Below are 16,866 nucleotides of genomic sequence, written 5' to 3'. Positions count from 1 at the left end.
AGATGGTAAGCGGTGAGGTCGCTGGCAGACGGCTGACGGTGCTGATCGTGCTCCGTGACGTCGAGCGCGCGCGAAGTCTGTCCGCGGCTCTCGCTGCGACCGATGACCTGCAGCCTTTTCTGGCGGGCGAAGTCGACGGGCGTTGGGCGGCGGATGTCGCCATCGTCGATGATCATGGGGTGCAAGGCGGGCTCGTCGACGCCGCTATGCCTCGAGTGCTGCTATCGTCGCGAGCGGCCGGGGAGCGGCCGGCCGATACAGTGTTTGCCGTGCTGCCGGTGGCAGCGGACGACGTGCTGATCGCCGCTGCGGCGCGGCTGGCGGCGGCTGGCTACCGGATTTCGCGTGACAGCCACGCTCTGTCAGACGGGCACGATTTTACCTTTCATGACAGCGACCGGTTCGACGAGGAACCGAGTAACGAGCAAATCGTCCGGCCGACGCTTTCGCCGCGCGAAAGCGAGGTGCTGGCACTGCTCGCCGAAGGCGCGCCCAACAAGGTCATCGCGCGGCGGCTGAACATCTCCGTGCATACGGCGAAATTCCACGTCGCAGCGATCCTGACGAAGCTCGGTGCCGCCAACCGCACCGATGCGATCGCCATCGCCATGCGGCAGGGCCTGGTGCTGGTCTAGCCGTGGATCAAACAGCCGGTTCGATGTCGGTCAGCCGGAAATCGTCACCCTTGAACAGCAACGGCATGGCTTCGATACGTGCCGCAGCATAGGCAATGCAGTCGCCGAAGTTGAGGGCGGCCGGATGCCGGCCCTTGCCATAGCGCAGGAACGCCTGACGAGCGACCGCGGCGTGGTCGGCCGTGAAGGGGATCGTCTCGATCGAGGCGGTGCGCAAAAAAGTTTCGAAGCGATCGATAATCTGGTCCTGCCAGCGGCCGACGAGCACCATTGTCGTTTCAAGCAGTGTCGGTGCCGGAAGCAAACGTCTTTCAGCCTGGGTGATCGCCAAAACGAAGCGGTCGTAGCCCGGCTCCGTGCGTAAAATGGCGACCAGCGCCGAGGAATCGATGATCATCGCGTCGGGATACCCAGTTCGTCATAACCGAGAATTTCATCGTCGCTCATCGCGTCTTTGCGCTCCGGTATTCGTGCAGCTCGTTCCGCAATCGCCATCAGACGTTGAAAAAGGTCACCGGTCTCGTCGCGCGGCACAAGCCGCTCGCGCGCAACCTCGCGCTCGAGGCTTTGACGGATGGCCTCCGTCACCGATACCTGGCGCCGGCGGGCGAGCTCACGTGCCAGTTGCTCGACCGCCATATTCTTGATCGATAAGGCCATTTATATATTCTCCCTTTTCGTATAGAATATATACCAACTTGCCCGACAGATTCAACGCGCGCTCCCGCGAAATCCACGACCCTCCGTAGCGTCACACCACCGCTGCGGGTTAAGGGCGCTTGTATCCGCCGGCGGTGCAGGCAAGGATCGCAAGGAGAAAAGATGGTAGAAAAGAGAGTAGCACAGGGAGGGGCGAGGATGTCGCTCAAGGGAAAGACGCTGTTCATCTCTGGCGGGTCACGCGGCATCGGGCTGGCGATTGCGCTGCGCGCCGCGCGCGACGGCGCCAATGTGACGATCGCGGCCAAGACCGCCGAGCCGCATCCGAAGCTGCCGGGGACGATCTACACAGCGGCGCAAGAGATCGAGCGGGCCGGCGGCAAGGCGCTGCCGGCGCTGTGCGACATCCGCGATGAAGCGCAGGTCGCCGAAGCCGTCGCCAAGACCGTGGAGACGTTCGGCGGCATCGATATCTGCATCAACAATGCCAGCGCCATCCAACTCACCGGCACGCTGGAGACCGACATGAAACGCTACGACCTGATGCACCAGATCAACACGCGCGGTACTTTTCTCGTCTCCAAAATGTGCATTCCACACTTGAGGTTGGCGGAAAATCCTCACATTTTGAATCTGGCGCCGCCGCTCGACATGAAGGCCAAGTGGTTCAAGAACCATGTCGCCTACACGATGGCGAAGTTCGGCATGTCGATGTGCACGCTGGGCATGAGCGCCGAGTTCGCCAGGGATGGCATTGCGGTCAATTCGCTCTGGCCGATCTCGACCATCGACACGGCGGCGGTGCGCAACCTCCTGGGCGGGGCGACGGTGGCGGCGATGAGCCGTTCGCCCGACATCATGGCCGATGCCGCACACGCCATCCTGGTCAGGCCGTCGCGCGGGGCAACCGGTAATTTCTACATCGACGAAGAAGTGCTGCGCGCCGAAGGCGTCAGCGATTTCTCAGCCTATGCGCCGGGCGCGACAGGCCCGCTCGCCGGCGACTTTTTTGTGCCGGACGAGGTGTTCGAGCGGACTGATACCAAAATCAAAGGTATTTACTGACGGAAAGCATCTAGCTGACAGGCGTATCTCTTAAAGACCGGCACAGACGCGTGCTCAGCCTTCGGCTTTCTTGGCTTTGCCAAGACCCATCAGCCGGTCGATATAGGCAAGCATCAGTGCCGACAGAACGAAGGCCAGATGAATGATGGTCAGCCACATCAGCTGGTCGGTCGTGTAGGAGACCGAGTTCAGGAAAACCTGCAAGAGGTGGATCGAGGAGATGGCGACGATTGTCGAGGCGACCTTGACCTTCAGCGAGCCGACATCGATCGTGCCCAGCCAATGCACCTTGCCGTCATTTTCATCGAAGCGGCTTACGAAGTTTTCGTAGCCCGAGATGATCACCATCACCACCAGTGAGGCGACCAGCGCGGCGTCGATGAGGCCGAGGATCTTCAGGATGGTATCGGTGTCGTCGAGCGTGAAGGCCACGGAGACGAACTCGAACAGCTTCTTGCCGAAGGACACGGCATAGATGGCAAGCGCCGCGCCCAGTCCGAGATAGAAGACGACCAGCAGCCAGCGCGAGGCGAGAATGATCGATTCGATGGCGAGTTCGAGGCGCTTCATGCGGCGATTCCGGGCTCCGTTGTCGGAGTGCCGTATTTCGGGCAGGCTGCGGCGGTTTGCAAGGTTCTAAAAAACGAAACCCCGCCGGGGAGGGGAACCGGCGGGGCTCGTGTGTCCCGCTGGAGTCGGGACGGGGCAGGGACGCCCTTTCCAAAATTTGGGATTGGTGACCTCGCGTTTCAAGATTGGTGACCGCGCGATTCAATGGTTGATCGGATCGCGCGGTTCACATTCCGCTTATTGGGCGCTGGCCACCGGCGCCACCAGCGAGGTGATGCGGCGGATGGCGACGCGGCGGTTCTCACGGTTGGGTCCCGACGTGTCTACCTTGAGATACTCCTCGCCATAGCCCTGTGTCGTCAGGTTCTCCGGCGGGATGCCGAAGGCATTGGTCAAGGCTTCGGCGACTGCCTCGGCGCGGCGGTCGGACAATGCAAGGTTCGCTTCCGGCTTGCCGACTGCATCCGTGTGGCCTTCGATCAGGAAGGTCTCGGCCGGGTTTTTCTTCAGCAGCTTGTCCATGGCGTTGGCAACACCCTCCAGCTTCTGGACCTCGGTGTCGGAAATCGAAGCCGAACCGAATTCGAAGTTGAGCGTATCGAGGTCGATGCGGCGGGCAATGTCGCGCACGCGGGCCGAGCGTTTGACCTCGTCGATCGAATAGAGGCGCTGGACCTTCTCCACCGGCGGTCGTTCGAGGAAGGTGTAGTAGTCGTCCGGATCCTCGACCTCTTCGGAATCCAGAATGTATTCCTCTTGCGGGATGGTAAGGCGCATCGGCGGCAGGTCGTCGCCCGGGTCGCGCCAGTCTGCATCATCGTCATAGTTCCGCTCGTCGACATAGCTCAGCACATATTCGCGTCCGTCAGGCGCGATGCGTGAACGCTGGATCACGTCGCCGTAGCGGTTGCGGATGGTGACGATCCGGAAACCGTTGTCACGCTCCACGATTTCCCGGGTGCGATCGCCCGACAGGTCCTCATAATAGACATTCCTGGCGCCGCGGTGCATACGCGGGGCGTCGCTGCTTTCGACGAACGTCTGGTTGTTGAACTGGAGGATGACGCGGTCGCCGAATTCCCTGAGGACATTGGTGCCTTGCGGGCGCCGACGACGACGAACATCCTCGAAATCGGCTGAGCGCTCGACGCGCTTGCCTTTTTCCTCGGTCACGGGAGCGATCTTTTCAGGTTTGATCTCCTGCTGCGCTGCCCGGTCGTCGGTCGGGGGCGGCCCCTGGTCGACCGGAGCCGGTTTCGAGACTTCCGCCTGGTTGCCGTTCTCCTCGACGGGCTGGTTGCCTTCCTGACCACCCGTTTTGCCGCCATTTTGGCGACCCGCGTTTTGGCCGCCTTGGTCCTTGCCGTGCCTGCGCCTGACATCCTTCTGACTGTCCAGTATGGGCGCCTCGTTCGGGTTGGCCGCGGCTTCGCCCGAAGCAGGGGGCCCACCCTCGGCGGGTGCTGCCTGTTCGCCGGTGGCGGGTTGCTCACCGGTTGCGGGCTGCTGTTCGCCTGTCACCGGCTCTTCCCCAACGGGCTTCTTGCCGCGTTTCTTCGCCTGGTCCTGGGGCTGTTCGGCTTGAGCAGGAGCGGCTTGCTTGTCGGTTGGAAGTGGCTCGGCCTGTGGGAGAGCCGGCGCCGCCTGCTGGTCCTGCTTATTCTTCCTCTTGCGCGGATTGCCCTGCTCGTTGTCGTTTGCAGGGGCAACCTGCTCGGCCGGCTGTTCAGCAGGTGCGGCTTCCTGCTGTTGCTGGTCGCGCTTCTTCCTGCGCTGCTTGAGCTGCTGCTGAACGTCGTTCGCGGGCGCAGCCTGCTCGGCCGGCTGTTCAGCAGGTGCGGCTTCCTGCTGTTGCTGGTCGCGCTTCTTCCTGCGCGGCTTGAGCTGCTGCTGATCGTCGCTCGCGGGCGCAGCTTGCTCGGCCGGCTGTTCAGCAGGTGCGGCTTCCCGCTGTTGCTGGTCGCGCTTCTTCCTGCGCGGCTTGATCTGCTGATCGTCATTCACGGGTGCAGCCTGCTCGGCCGGCTGTTCGGCTTCGATCTGCTGTTGCTGCCTCTTTTTCCTGCGTTGATTGCCCTGCTCCTCTCCGCCCGAGGGCGCGAGTTGTTCGGCGGGCGCGGATTCGGTCTGTTGCTGCTCGCGCTTGTTCCGGCGCGGCTTTTGCTCGGACTCGCCCGATTGTTCGGCGGGTGCTTCGGTTCGCTCCTGCCGTTCGCGCCTCTTGCCGGGCTTCTGTTCCGGCTCCGCCTGCCCGCCTTGGGCACAGGCTTCGGCCGACTCGCCTTCGGCGCAATTCGACTGCGCCGGGATAAGCACTGCGCTGTTCCGAGCGGGGCCGAATGCGGCGCTGCCTTGCAGCGGGAACGCGCCTAACGGCGCGGACGCCATCAACAGGCCAAGCGCCGTGCCTGCCAGAATCCATGGTTGGCGTTTCATCATAAACACTCCTTGTGGCGTCCCATCCCTGCCCAAACTTTCAGCAACCATGTTTGGTTCCTGTTTGTAGGTCTTAGCGGTGGCACAGGGCGATTGACCGGCGTTTTGAAGGCGACTTCATGTCATTCGTATGGTCTTGGCGTATGGTCCCGGCGTATTGTTCGGACGAGGGTGCATGGGTTGCTGCGCTTGACCTTGACGCCTCCGAGGTCCACATGCCGACGATGGAAAAGCCGTTCTGGAAAACCAAGACGCTGGAGGCGATGACCCCGGCCGAGTGGGAATCGCTCTGCGACGGCTGTGGCAAATGCTGCCTGTCCAAACTCGAAGACGAGGACACCGGAGATATCTACTGGACCAGCGTCGGCTGCCGGCTGTTCGACGCTGGAAGCTGCCGCTGCTCCGATTATACCAACCGGCTGGCGCGTGTTCCGGATTGCGTCGGGCTGACGCCGCAGAATGTGCGCACCATCAGCTGGCTGCCCAAGACCTGCGCTTACCGGTTGGTTGCCGAGGGCCGCGATCTCTATTGGTGGCACAGGCTGGTGTCGGGAAGCGACGAGACTGTGCACGAGGCCGGCATCTCGATGCGCGGCCGGGTCAGCGCCAGCGAGACGGAGCTTGCCGAGCCGGAGGATTATTTCGACCATATGCTTGCAGACGAGCCTTAGGATTTACTCCGGAATCGAGGACCCAGAACCGACAGCAAAACGGACGTTGCCTATCCGCCCATGCCGGTCCACCCTATGTAGGACCGCCGTCCATAGCACCGGTTCCGGAAGCGAGAGACTATCCCGGTTCTGCCGCATGAACCGGAGATGAACGGCCGGTTCGCAAAAAATTCAGACAGGCGGGTGCATTCTCCTCCCATCGGTTCGACGAAAACGGGTGGAAACCCTCAAACAAGGAGAGAAGACAATGTTCAACACCATCAAGACGGCGGCTCTTTCGGCTCTTGTCGGCCTTGGCACGCTTGCTGCCATCCCAGCCCATGCAGACAGTATCTATCTCGGTTTCGGCAACAACCAAGATCCGCGCGTCGGCGTCTATACCGGCGACGAAGATGATGGTTACTATCGCGAACACCGCCGTGAGCGCAACTGGCGCCGCTCCTGTTCGCCGGAGCGTGCCCTCGACAAGGCCGAACGTATGGGCCTGCGTCGCGCCCGCATAGTCGACATCAACCGCCGCACGGTCAAGGTCGCTGGCCGCCAGTACGGCGACCGCGTGGTGATCGTATTCGCCAACGAGCGCGGTTGTCCGATTATCTATCGCTAAGCCCGTCGAAGCTTTGCGGCCGGCGTCTTTCAGCCGGTAAAGTAGCGGAGCCTCTTTCCGCCAGGACGGAAAGGTGCGGCTCGAAAACCCCGGAGGATCGGTCCTCCGGGGTTTTTCATGCGCTGCGATCGACGATCACTTCAGTTCGAAAGTCACCGTCACCTGCGCGGTATAGGAATTCTCGCCGGCCTGCACGGGGACCGATGCGCCGGCCGCATCGAAAGCCTTGGCGTCGATTGGCATCGGCGGCGGTGCGAAATTCTGGTCGGTGATTTCCAGAACCCGGCCGATGCCGACGCCGGCCGCTTCGGCCAGCGTCTTGGCCTTGGCCATGGCATTGGCGACGGCCTTCTTGCGCGCTTCAGTGACGGCTGCCGCCGGATCGTCGTTGGAGAAGGAGATGCCGCCGCCCTGGTTGACGCCGAGCGACACCGCCTTGTCGAGAATGTCGCCGGTCTTGTCGATGTCGCGGATGCGCACCGAAAGCGTGTTGGTCACCTGATAGGCGACAAGTTCGGCCTCCTGGCTGCCGTCGGGCTTGTTGGTGTAGTTATAGCGCGGGTTGATCTGGATGCCCGCGGTCTGCAGGTCGCGCTCCTTGATGCCGGACGATTTCATTGCCGCGATCACCGCGGCCATGGCGTCGTTATTGGCATCGAGCGCGGCACGCGCCGTCTTGGCCTCGCGCATGACGCTGAGCGTCAGCAGAGCCAGATCGGGTGCTATCGCCGCCTCGCCTTCGCCGGTGACGACGATGCGCGGCGGCGGCGAATCGGCGGCGCCGGCGATCGCCGGAAATGCGATTGCGGCGGCAATCGCCAGTGGCAAAATACGTCTGGTCATGAAATCTCCTCGATCTGCGATCCCAAGACTGCCGAGTGTCGAGCGGCTCCAATGGGGGACGTGCAATAGGTTATCAATATGGGCTGATTTGGGCGGTCTCGGCCAGCCCCCTCGGAAAGCCGCTCTGAAAGCCTTGTGCGGTTCAGGGAAAAACACTAATCCAACGCCGTGGGGCCTGTAGCTCAATGGTTAGAGCCGGCGGCTCATAACCGCTTGGTTGGGGGTTCGAGTCCCTCCGGGCCCACCATTGGCTTTTGTGGCCGTTGATTTAATTGGATTTTTTGGCCATTTTTGTCCCACCTCTTTCAACCCCCTCAGAAAGTGGGACAATTTTGTTCTCTTTTCGATCGATAACCAGCAGGTATTTCGCCGCTCTCGCTACCTTCCGGCGACGCGCTTTCTTGATGTAGTGGTCGGGCTGCTGGTACGTAGTCCACCCATATATCGCCTTCAGCTGCTCGTGCGTCGCGCCGTTCTCAGCGGCGATCGTCGCGCCGGCCTTCCGAATTCCATGAGCACTGCAGTGCGGCAGCTCAGCTTGATCACACCACTGGCGCATCTTGTTGCCCAGACCGTTCTCCGAGAACGGGCGACCATACTCATTGACCAGGAAGGTCATCTGGTCGGAAGGCGTGTGCTCAAGTTCCGCCTCTAGTTCGGGCAGAAGCGGGAGCTCCACCAACACCGCATCCTTGTTACGACTGGTCTTCCCAGGCTTAATTCTGATCCACTTCTCCCACTGCTCGGTCTCCTCGTTGTAGACGAGCGTGATGTGCTGTCGACCGAAGATCGCGACGTCGGACAACCGCAGGCCAGTAAACATGAAGATCGAGAGCGCACGTCTGGCTGCGGTACCCAGCGGATGCCGCTTCTCATATTGAACGATCTCCGACACGTCCCATGGGTGCCAGCCGTCGCCGCTCTTTAGCCGTCTGATGCCGCGGGCGGGATTGGAGTCGACGCCCGGAATCTCTGTGTCCTTTGCCCACTCAAACATCGCGCTGATGGCTTTTACGATATTGTTTGCCGCGCCCAGGGCGTCGAGCCTGGTGTCCCTGATCTCCTTAACATGAGACCGTTTCATACCGGCGAATGGCAGAGATCCCTTGGTGGGATACTGAGGATCCGGGTCACCTTCGAGGGGATGAGGTAATTCGCATACGCGCTCCAGAATTGCTCGTCGGCGCGCCATAGTGTCTTGGGTGATTTCCGTGCCGCCCCGACGGTAATACTCCTGGCAAAGCCACACTAACGTGCCTTTCTTCGCTGGCTCGGAAGGCTTGGGGAGGCGCCGGCAAATCTCGGGAAGAGTGCCGGGCCGAACATAAGAGACCTCGGCGCGTGCGCAGCGCAGTTCCTCGAGGAACTCGTCGCTGCCGGTCGGTTCACGGAGCCGGACCTTCTTCCGACCCGGTGCGCGAAAATAGTACCGATCATTGCCGTGGCGATCAGTGTCCTTCACTACGCCCTTAAGATCGATTTTCACGGGCTCATCCGTCATGTTCGTGGTTTTCGATCCCAAGGATTGTCTAGTGGCGGCGAATCTTCGTCAAGCTTTGGTGCTCCTCCGATTTGGCGGTGAGGGAGCTTTCGAAAGGCCAATACAAGTTCCTCGACGTCCCAAACAATGCGCCCCTTGCTCGGCATTCGTGGCTGCGGCATCCGGCCGTCCTGGACCATTTCATCAAAGGTCGTTGAGCTTACGCCGATGAACGTCGCAGCCTGCTCGCGATTGATTCCTACCGGCGGGAGCGAGGGCGGCAAGACGCTCGGGGTGCGTAGCATCGGTTTAGCGCGTTGAAAGCGCGTTTTTGACGCCTGCCTGTGTTCCTATGTACCTGTCCGAATATTGCAGACGCTCAATCATGTCCTGGCCCTGTGCTTGCAGGCTCACCCTAGGTCTCCAGACCTAGGATCGCTCAAGACACCGGACTCTTTTCCAGCCTTTGTGTACGATGATGGGTATCTTAATGCGCTCGAGGCCAAGAACTGAATGGTCGGCGACTTGGAAGGGCAAAATGACCGCGGAACCACGAATCTGAGTCAGAGGCGGAATCCAACTGAGGAAAGCATGGCTGTGTTTTCAGACGGTTATGACTCTCATGCATGCGTAACAACCAACAAGAATACAAACAAAATATTTCTGTGGATTACTTTCATTCCTCATGGAATGCGCGACTGATTTGGTCCGACAGCGGCTTCACAAAATAAGAAAGCGCCGTACGCTCGCCCGTCTGGATCATCGCTTCGGCCGGCATGCCGGGCACGAGCGTCAGGTCCTTGAGCTTCGTCAGTTCCGCATGCGGAACCGACAGACGCACCAGGTAATACGAAACGCCGTTTTTTTCGTCCGTCGCCAGATCGGCTGCGATCCGGCTGACATATCCGTTCAATACCGGCGTGGTCCTCAGATTGAAGGCTGACATCCGCAGCACGGCCTTGTGACCAAGCTGGATTTGGTCGATGTCCTTCGGGGTGATTCGTGCTTCAAGCGCAAGATCGTCGCCTTCCGGCACGATTAGCATAATCGGATCGGCGGGCGTGATCACTCCTCCGACCGTATGAACTGCGAGTTGTTGAATGGCGCCTGACTGCGGCGCGACAATATCGATCCGTCGCAGTTCCTGTTCAGCCGCCATCTTGCGCTCAACATACTCCCCAACCTGCGCCTGAACCTCTCTGAGCTCCTGGCCGACTTCCGTCTTGAAATCCGGATCGATCTGCAGGATCTGGAGGCGCGTTTCGGCTATGCGGGCTGCCGTCTGTGCCTGATGTGCAATCTTCTCACCGCGTTCGCCGCCGAAAGTGGCAACCTGCGTCTTCAGGCTGTTCAAGCGTTGGTCCGAGACAATGCCTTGGTCGCGCAGCCCACTCAGGGCAGCAATTTCCTTTTGGAGAATCTCGGTGCTTTTCTCAGAAGCGATTTCCTGCGCCTTGAGCCCCTCGATCTCGTGCTCATATTGAGTGATGCGTTCCGCTAGCTGCGCCTGCCTTCCGTCGCGGGATTGTCTGCGGAATTCGAACAGCCGCGTCTCGCCATGTACTGCCGAAGCTACGTCCGGAACATCTCTGCGGGCGAGCAGCCAGTCCGGGAAGGCGATCTCCGCCAGATCGTCACGCTCAGCTTCGAGTCGTGCCAGGTTGGCGGCCAGCTCATCGAGCCGCTTGGTGACTACAGCGAGAGTGGCGCGCGTCTGGGTGGCGTCGAGCCGCATAAGGATGTCGCCGGCTTTTACTTTATCACCTTCGCTCACCAGGATTTCTCCCACCACCCCGCCGGTCGGGTGCTGCACCTTCTTCACATAGGAATCGACGACAAAGTGTCCGGACGCGACAACCGCACCGGAGAGATTCGTGAAGGCCGCCCAGGCTCCGGCTCCTCCAACAAAGATCACGCTCGCCAGAAGGCCCGCCACCAGGTGCCGGCGAATGGAGCTGGAAACGTCATTATTCTGATGAATGCCGGCCACCGGGATCCTCCATGTCAGCGCGCTCTCCCACGTTATCCTGTGTAGACTCGATGGCCTTGACGCCAGCGCCTGGTGCCATCGCTGCCCTCTTCAAGACTTTGGAAAGCGCTTCATCACGCGCACCGAATGCTCGCTGCCGTCCACCTTCCATGACCAACACAAAATCCACGGCGCGCATGGCGCTCGGCCGATGGGCGACGACAACCGCAATGCCCTTGCGCCCGCGCACGGAGGCGATCGCCTTGACGACCGCAGCCTCACCTTCCGCATCGAGATTGGCATTGGGTTCATCCAGCACAACAAGGAAAGGGTCTCGATAAAGAGCACGGGCAAGACCGATACGCTGGCGCTGCCCGGCGGAAAGTGCCGATCCGGCCTCACCAATCGGAGTTTCGTAGCCGTGCTCAAATCGGAGGATCAGTTCGTGCGTGCCCGCTGCTTTCGCCGCGGTGACAATAGCCTCAGGGTCAGGATTATCTTCAAAACGAGCGATGTTTTCGGCAATGGTGCCGTCGAACAGTTCAACACCTTGCGGCAAATAGCCGATATGACGGCCTAGCGCTTCCGGGTCCCATTGATCGAGGCTTGCGCTGTCGATGCGAACCTTTCCGGCGACCGGCGTCCATGCGCCGACGATGGCGCGCGAGAGTGTCGACTTGCCCGAACCCGATGCACCGATGATCCCGAGTGCGCTTCCCGCCTGAACGGCAAACGCAAGGCCGGTCACGGTCGGCTTCCTTTCGCCGGGCGGAACGATTGTCACGCCTTCGACGCGGAGTTCGCGTTCAGGTGCAGGCATTGGCATAACAGGAGCGGTTTCAGGAACCTTTCCCAGGAGGTCCTCCAGCCGCGCCCAACCCTGGCGCGCCATGAGGAAGGGTTTCCAGCTTGAAATGGCCAGATCGACCGGAGCCAGCGCACGCCCCATCATGATCGAACTGGCAATCATGACCCCGGCCGTAGCCTCCTGCCTGATGACAAGGTACGCGCCGACGGCAAGAATGGCCGATTGCAGCAGCACGCGCAACGACTTTGCAATGCCACCCAGCCCACCTGCCACGTCCCCAGCTTTCCGGTTGGCGGCCAGATACTCGGCATTGGCCTTGTGCCATCGGGCAGCGATCCGCTTTGCGAGACCGAGAGCTTGCACGACCTCGGCATTGCGGCGCGCTGCTTCCAGTAGACCATTGCGTACCATGTTGTGGTCAATGGTATCGCGTATCGGCCGTTGCGAGAGAGTGTTGGTAAGAAGTGTCAGAGATGTGAGACCGATCGCCCCGATAAGTGCCGTCATGCCGATCCAGAAATGAAGGAGGAAGCAAATGGCAAGATAAAGCAGCATCCATGGCAGATCGAAGAACGCTGTCGGACCGTTTCCACCTAAGAATCCGCGAATATTGTCGAGGTCGCGAAGCGGCTGCAAGCCGTCGCCCGGCATGCGCGTTAAAAGCGGAAGGCGAACGATCGCATCGTGAACGCGTCCGGAAAACTGTTCATCGAAACGCTCGCCAATCCGCAGCAGCACGCGGGCGCGCAAAACGTCGAGCAGGCATTGGAACGCATAAAGCCCTGCAGCAAGCACGACGAGCCCCACTAGCGTCGATACGCTGCCACTTGCCAGAACGCGGTCGTAGACCTGAAGCATGAACAGCGGCGAGATCAGCGCAAGCACGTTGACCACGCCGCTGATCAACAGAATTCCCCAAATAGCGGAAGTCAGAGGGAAAGGTCTCAAAGCTGAATCCTTCAAGGAATGGTTACTCACGTAGGTCTCCGTGAGGATCTGGCGACCCAGCTCCCTATATTGCTCCCCGAGCGGCAACCGACTCGCTGATTCAGGATCAGTGCTCCCGCCGAATATGTTTGGCTTGGCATCTAATGGAGCGGGTCAACAACAACACCGTCCGGCTGAAGGCTTGGAAGGGCAACGTCATCGTGGCCGGCCGCAAGGGCCCGAACAGGCTTCCGCCTCCACGCGTTCAGGGAGATTTCGGTGTACGACCAGCGCGACGTGCAGGGCTTCGTCAAGCTGTACACGCTGCGACTGCTCCCGGGCGCCCCGGCCCATCGCAAGTAGCGGAAACGGAAGCGCCCGCCCCCGGGGGGCGGGGCGCTGTTCCGTATGGGTTTTCTGGATCAAACGAAGGTGAAGTCCGACGCGGTCAGGCCTAGGTCGGCCACGGTGACCACACCGCCCAGGTGGACGAATTCATGCGCGTTGTTGTCGGCGGTGACATAGGCCAGAGTTGCGACTCTGTCGGTGTAGCTGCTTTGGTAGACAATGATGTCGCCGGCGTGCTCGCCGGAGATCGCACTCGCGGCTTCAGAAGCAGAGTTGAAAGATTCGCCAGTGATTACCACGACGTGTTCGCCGTTCGCACCTGAGGCCGCACCACTGTAGAAGCTGCTCACCGGGTAGCCGGACTGTATGCTGGCGTTGTTGACGAAGTTCGCGCCAAAACCGTCATTGTAGAGGCCCACCGCATCGAAGGCGAACTTGTCCTCCGCCGGGTTGAAATCGGTGATAGTGGTAATGTCCGACTTCGACCCGACAACCCCAGGCACCGGATTGTGGAACTGGAACACGAACGTGTCACTGTCGGTGCCCCCGGTCAACGTGTCCTGGCCGTCACCCACGTAGAGGACATCCTGGCCGGGACCGCCGCTGAGCCTGTCATTGTCCTCACCGGAGACGCGCGGGTTGAAGCGGCCGTTGTCGCCGGAGAGATCGTCCCAGCCATCTCCGCCGAAGATGCGGTCGTTACCCTTGCCGCCGATGAGTCGGTCACTGTCCGGGCCACCCGAGATCTCGTCGTTGCCGCCGCGACCGTCAATCCAGTCACCGCCCTGGAAACCCTCCATCCAATCGTCAAGCTCGGTGCCGATGAGTGTTTCGGCACCCGGGCCACCCTCGATAATCTTTGCCATCGAAAATACTCCTAATGATGCACCCTGCCTGACGCGTTCATATTGCTCATCGGATAATTAGAGAAATCGATTGCTTGGATAGACACACATTTACGAAATGGATGCATTCACGTTCACTTCGCCCTTCTGCTGAGCAGTTGCGGGCTCGCTGGCGGCGGGGACGCTGGTCGCCCAAGCAATCGATGAAGATTCGACACTCAAACCGGGACTAGGACGAACTTCGTAACGGGGCCGTCCTGGTCGGGCCCCAAACTTCTCTCTGTTTGCTCGACGCCGGCATACCCGCACCGTGAGCGCTGGACGAGGACAAGTTCCGCTGGCGGAGAACGGCGTGATCGGCTTGCCGCGCCGAAACTGATGGCGCTCGTCGAAGGCATGGACTGGACACGCGTTCGAGCCGAACGGCGACGGCGTCCGGCCGGAAGGCGGTGGCGAAGTGACTCAGGCGCAAAAGGCGGGCTTCAGGCCGTGCACAATAAGCTTCTGTCGGCGTCATGATGAGAAGCGCTTCGGCCCGTCCCCACGAAATCGATACGCTCAAGGCGATGTTCGTCGCCATGGCGGCGGAGAAGGCCGAACTGCAACAACTCCGGAGCGAAACACTCAAGGCCGAGATCGTCCGGATGGCGACACTCAACGAGCGTGCCCAGGTGAGGATCGCCGACCTTCATGGGATCGTCAAGCAGCTGGAGCGCGCCGCTTCGGTCGCAGCTCCGAGAAGCTCGAACGTGCCTAGCAGGCCTTCGCCTTCGAAATCCAGACCGGGCTCGGCGCGATTGAGTCCGAGCTCGAGGCCGCAAGACCGACAGGCGAGCCGCGACGTGCTGCGCGACCGCGCAAGGCGTTCCCGGCGCATCTGGAGCGGGTCGAGATCGTCATCCAGCCCGAGCCATGGGGGAAGAAGCGCTCCCGCAGCCAATCGTCCAGTCCGTCAAACGCGGTCGGCCGCACAGGCTTGCGAAACGGAACAGTCCCGCCCTCGCTTGGATACCGAGGCACCGTGTTGCGAGCGCACCCGAATTCGTTCGCCCGTCGGTTCCCCAGCCAAGCTCATGCAGCGGCAGCATCGCTGCCACCTCTTCAGGCTGAAGGATCTGCTCTCCCTGCATCGTTCTCGACAATGCAGGAATCGCCCAATCCCAATCGCCATCCATGCCTCCTCTCATAACGGAGGGGTCGTCGGCCGACAACTGAGACGTCCGGTGCTCTTAGGCGGGGTAATCATACGAGATGCCTCCTGCAACATCATTTCCCGCATCCATAGGCTTGCCGGATCATTATTGTGAAGCGCAGGCCATTGGACGGCCTCCGTGAATGCGGCAGGAAGTGGCGGCGGAAGTTCGACAATCCGCAGGGGTGTTAATTTTGCGAAATGCTGCGCCAGCCGTAAGGGCATTGTCCCAATGCGGTTGGTGCCTGATAGAAGGGGCGGGATCATGCTAAAGCCCTGTACGACGACCTCGATACGTCTCTCGAAACCGTTCTCGAGCAAATACCATTCCTCGATGGAGGGCTGCCGGGTGTCCCCGAATTTAAGCACAACCTGCCCCATCGACAAGTATCGGTCGAATGTAAGTGGCTCTGACAGCTGCTTGTTCGTGCCGCAGCCTACGCATACGAGCATATCTTCGAACAGGGCTGCGCGAGGATGTTTCGACATGAACACTTCGGGCATAATCAGAAAATCAACGTCGCCGCGCCGGAGAAGCTCCTCGGGGTCGTCGGAAATAAGCAGACATTCGAAGCGGACGGCGGGAGCTTCCCGCGCAGCACGCTTTACGATCTTCTTAAAAAATACGAGCGTGAGGTAATCGGAAAGGATGATGCGGAAGCGACGATCCGATCGGGCCGGGTTAAAGGCGTCCCAGGAAATAATCGACAGCTGGATGTGCAGCAATGCGTCCCGGACTGCTGTGGCGAGCCCCTCCGCGCGCGGTGTCAAAATGAGTTCGCGGCCGTTCATCGTAAATAGCTCATCGCTGAAATAGGCGCGTAACCGACCGACGGCGGCGCTCATGGCCGGCTGACTCAGGTTAATACTGCGGGCCGCGGCGGTGACTTTACGCTCCCTGATCAAAGCGTCCAGCACAACCAGGAGATTTAGATCGAGTCCCTTAAAACGCATGTATTGACCTATCCGACGCGTGGATGGGTATCGCCCAAAGAATCAATTTTACGAATGGTGAGTAGCGTCAACGCATCAGCCGACGACGAAATAGAGCAACCGATAGGAAGAACGGCAAAACCGTGTATATGCAAAGCGCGCCGATATGCAGGCCCATGCTGCCGGCCGGACGGCCAAGCATCGCCGGACGAATGAGGTCAATTGCATGTGCGAGCGGCAACAAGGAGGCGACGTCCTGAAAAGTGCCGGGCAATTGGTTGACCGGAAACATCGCGCCGCAAAGGAACAGCATGGGTGTTATAACAAGCGTATTATAAAATATGAAATATTCATAACTGGGCGCAAGCGCCGTGACGACCATCGCTAGACTCGCGAAGGCGAGGCCACTGAGAGCGATGACTGGCAGCAAGCAGAGGATGGATGGCCACGATGTGTAGCCGAGCGTGGTGGCAACAACAGTGATTGCTGTGCCCGCCATCAGGGCCTTGGTGGCTGCCCACGCCAATTCGCCGAGTAAGATATCGCCAAGCGTCAGCTGAGTGCATAACATTCCTTCCCAGGTGCGCTGGTTGTCCATGCGGCCGAAACTCCCGTAAACCGTTTCAGCAGTCGCCGATGCCATCGCGCTTGTGGCAACCATGCCAGCCGCGAGAAACGCAATGTACGACGTGCCCTCAATAGGACCTATCATTGTTCCGATGCCAAAGCCGAGACCGAACAGATAGATCATCGGATCGGCGAGGTTGCCGAGAACCGATGCAAGCCCGATTTTCTTCCATCCAAGATAGTTGCGGCGCCAAACCGCGACCCAATTCCACGCATTGGCGGGCATGGCCGCCGCATACCGTTCGCCCAT

Annotated in this window: 15 protein-coding genes, 1 tRNA gene and 1 pseudogene; 5 read left to right on the top strand and 12 right to left on the bottom strand. The window is 60.4% G+C overall.

The window, feature by feature from the left end:
- The first annotated feature begins 2 nt into the window (after positions 1–2).
- A complete protein-coding gene (locus NKJ09_RS18150) occupies positions 3–635 on the top strand; it encodes a helix-turn-helix transcriptional regulator (protein WP_023719327.1) in 633 nt (210 codons plus the stop codon).
- Between the two features lie 7 nt (positions 636–642).
- On the opposite strand, the gene NKJ09_RS18145 is transcribed toward NKJ09_RS18150, so the two are convergent.
- Entirely contained in the window at positions 643–1,032 is a 390-nt protein-coding gene (locus NKJ09_RS18145) for a type II toxin-antitoxin system VapC family toxin (protein ID WP_023719326.1), read from the bottom strand.
- Positions 1,029–1,295, bottom strand: coding sequence for a type II toxin-antitoxin system VapB family antitoxin (locus NKJ09_RS18140; protein ID WP_023719325.1), 267 nt, complete (start codon positions 1,293–1,295; stop codon positions 1,029–1,031). Before NKJ09_RS18140 ends, NKJ09_RS18145 begins: the two co-directional genes overlap by 4 nt.
- A gap of 198 nt (positions 1,296–1,493) precedes the next feature.
- Here NKJ09_RS18140 and NKJ09_RS18135 point away from each other — a divergent pair, with 198 nt between their 5' ends.
- Positions 1,494–2,360 carry an SDR family oxidoreductase gene (locus tag NKJ09_RS18135; RefSeq protein ID WP_352494950.1) on the top strand — a complete coding sequence of 289 codons (867 nt, stop codon included), beginning with the start codon at positions 1,494–1,496 and terminating at the stop codon, positions 2,358–2,360.
- Between the two features lie 54 nt (positions 2,361–2,414).
- On the opposite strand, the gene NKJ09_RS18130 is transcribed toward NKJ09_RS18135, so the two are convergent.
- The gene (locus NKJ09_RS18130; RefSeq protein ID WP_023719323.1) at positions 2,415–2,930 is read right to left on the bottom strand and encodes a TIGR00645 family protein; all 516 of its coding nucleotides are present in this window, start codon (positions 2,928–2,930) and stop codon (positions 2,415–2,417) included.
- A 237-nt stretch (positions 2,931–3,167) separates the two neighbouring features.
- The gene (locus NKJ09_RS32510; protein ID WP_502901808.1) at positions 3,168–5,366 is read right to left on the bottom strand and encodes an OmpA family protein; all 2,199 of its coding nucleotides are present in this window, start codon (positions 5,364–5,366) and stop codon (positions 3,168–3,170) included.
- 224 nt (positions 5,367–5,590) lie between these two features.
- Here NKJ09_RS32510 and NKJ09_RS18115 point away from each other — a divergent pair, with 224 nt between their 5' ends.
- Positions 5,591–6,037 (top strand): YcgN family cysteine cluster protein, encoded by a 447-nt coding sequence (locus NKJ09_RS18115; protein WP_023719321.1) that lies wholly within the window; start codon positions 5,591–5,593, stop codon positions 6,035–6,037.
- 247 nt (positions 6,038–6,284) lie between these two features.
- On the top strand, positions 6,285–6,644 hold the full coding sequence (locus tag NKJ09_RS18110; protein WP_023719320.1) for a hypothetical protein: 360 nt from the start codon (positions 6,285–6,287) through the stop codon (positions 6,642–6,644).
- A gap of 135 nt (positions 6,645–6,779) precedes the next feature.
- Here the strand turns inward: NKJ09_RS18110 and NKJ09_RS18105 are convergent, their stop codons facing one another.
- Positions 6,780–7,487: an SIMPL domain-containing protein gene (locus NKJ09_RS18105; protein ID WP_352494952.1), complete on the bottom strand. Its 708-nt coding sequence runs from the start codon at positions 7,485–7,487 to the stop codon at positions 6,780–6,782.
- Between the two features lie 171 nt (positions 7,488–7,658).
- On the opposite strand from NKJ09_RS18105, the gene NKJ09_RS18100 reads away from it, so the two are divergent.
- A tRNA-Ile gene (locus tag NKJ09_RS18100) sits at positions 7,659–7,734 on the top strand.
- Positions 7,735–7,755: 21 nt separating this feature from the next.
- On the opposite strand, the gene NKJ09_RS18095 is transcribed toward NKJ09_RS18100, so the two are convergent.
- The 7 genes and pseudogenes from NKJ09_RS18095 to NKJ09_RS18065 all read right to left on the bottom strand — a co-directional run bounded on the left by NKJ09_RS18095 (position 7,756) and on the right by NKJ09_RS18065 (position 16,866).
- The gene (locus tag NKJ09_RS18095; protein WP_245278594.1) at positions 7,756–8,973 is read right to left on the bottom strand and encodes a tyrosine-type recombinase/integrase; all 1,218 of its coding nucleotides are present in this window, start codon (positions 8,971–8,973) and stop codon (positions 7,756–7,758) included.
- A gap of 670 nt (positions 8,974–9,643) precedes the next feature.
- Complete coding sequence (locus NKJ09_RS18090; RefSeq protein ID WP_023719317.1) at positions 9,644–10,957, bottom strand: HlyD family type I secretion periplasmic adaptor subunit; 1,314 nt, start codon at positions 10,955–10,957, stop codon at positions 9,644–9,646.
- Positions 10,935–12,707 (bottom strand): type I secretion system permease/ATPase, encoded by a 1,773-nt coding sequence (locus tag NKJ09_RS18085; protein WP_245278601.1) that lies wholly within the window; start codon positions 12,705–12,707, stop codon positions 10,935–10,937. Before NKJ09_RS18085 ends, NKJ09_RS18090 begins: the two co-directional genes overlap by 23 nt.
- A 386-nt stretch (positions 12,708–13,093) precedes the next feature.
- Positions 13,094–13,885: a calcium-binding protein gene (locus NKJ09_RS18080; protein ID WP_352483785.1), complete on the bottom strand. Its 792-nt coding sequence runs from the start codon at positions 13,883–13,885 to the stop codon at positions 13,094–13,096.
- An 891-nt stretch (positions 13,886–14,776) separates the two neighbouring features.
- Positions 14,777–15,039 (bottom strand): annotated as a pseudogene (locus NKJ09_RS18075) (hypothetical protein); the annotation flags it as partial.
- Between the two features lie 8 nt (positions 15,040–15,047).
- Positions 15,048–16,010, bottom strand: coding sequence for a LysR family transcriptional regulator (locus tag NKJ09_RS18070; RefSeq protein WP_352684127.1), 963 nt, complete (start codon positions 16,008–16,010; stop codon positions 15,048–15,050).
- A 67-nt stretch (positions 16,011–16,077) separates the two neighbouring features.
- Complete coding sequence (locus tag NKJ09_RS18065) at positions 16,078–16,866, bottom strand: ABC transporter permease (protein WP_352494954.1); 789 nt, start codon at positions 16,864–16,866, stop codon at positions 16,078–16,080.

The sequence above is a fragment of the Mesorhizobium sp. M0189 genome (assembly GCF_040322135.1).
Lineage (GTDB): Bacteria > Pseudomonadota > Alphaproteobacteria > Rhizobiales > Rhizobiaceae > Mesorhizobium.
This window is presented reverse-complemented; position numbering and strand designations above follow the sequence as displayed.

What these genes read in the sequence shown, in the direction of transcription:
- NKJ09_RS18140 (WP_023719325.1), bottom strand. Translation starts at nt 1,295, where the DNA reads ATGGCCTTATCGATCAAGAATATGGCGGTCGAGCAACTGGCACGTGAG.
- NKJ09_RS18065 (WP_352494954.1), bottom strand. Translation starts at nt 16,866, where the DNA reads ATGGGCGAACGGTATGCGGCGGCCATGCCCGCCAATGCGTGGAATTGG.
- NKJ09_RS18070 (WP_352684127.1), bottom strand. Translation starts at nt 16,010, where the DNA reads ATGCGTTTTAAGGGACTCGATCTAAATCTCCTGGTTGTGCTGGACGCT.
- NKJ09_RS18080 (WP_352483785.1), bottom strand. Translation starts at nt 13,885, where the DNA reads ATGGCAAAGATTATCGAGGGTGGCCCGGGTGCCGAAACACTCATCGGC.
- NKJ09_RS18150 (WP_023719327.1), top strand. Translation starts at nt 3, where the DNA reads ATGGTAAGCGGTGAGGTCGCTGGCAGACGGCTGACGGTGCTGATCGTG.
- NKJ09_RS18105 (WP_352494952.1), bottom strand. Translation starts at nt 7,487, where the DNA reads ATGACCAGACGTATTTTGCCACTGGCGATTGCCGCCGCAATCGCATTT.
- NKJ09_RS18135 (WP_352494950.1), top strand. Translation starts at nt 1,494, where the DNA reads ATGTCGCTCAAGGGAAAGACGCTGTTCATCTCTGGCGGGTCACGCGGC.
- NKJ09_RS18130 (WP_023719323.1), bottom strand. Translation starts at nt 2,930, where the DNA reads ATGAAGCGCCTCGAACTCGCCATCGAATCGATCATTCTCGCCTCGCGC.
- NKJ09_RS18115 (WP_023719321.1), top strand. Translation starts at nt 5,591, where the DNA reads ATGGAAAAGCCGTTCTGGAAAACCAAGACGCTGGAGGCGATGACCCCG.
- NKJ09_RS18145 (WP_023719326.1), bottom strand. Translation starts at nt 1,032, where the DNA reads ATGATCATCGATTCCTCGGCGCTGGTCGCCATTTTACGCACGGAGCCG.
- NKJ09_RS32510 (WP_502901808.1), bottom strand. Translation starts at nt 5,366, where the DNA reads ATGAAACGCCAACCATGGATTCTGGCAGGCACGGCGCTTGGCCTGTTG.
- NKJ09_RS18110 (WP_023719320.1), top strand. Translation starts at nt 6,285, where the DNA reads ATGTTCAACACCATCAAGACGGCGGCTCTTTCGGCTCTTGTCGGCCTT.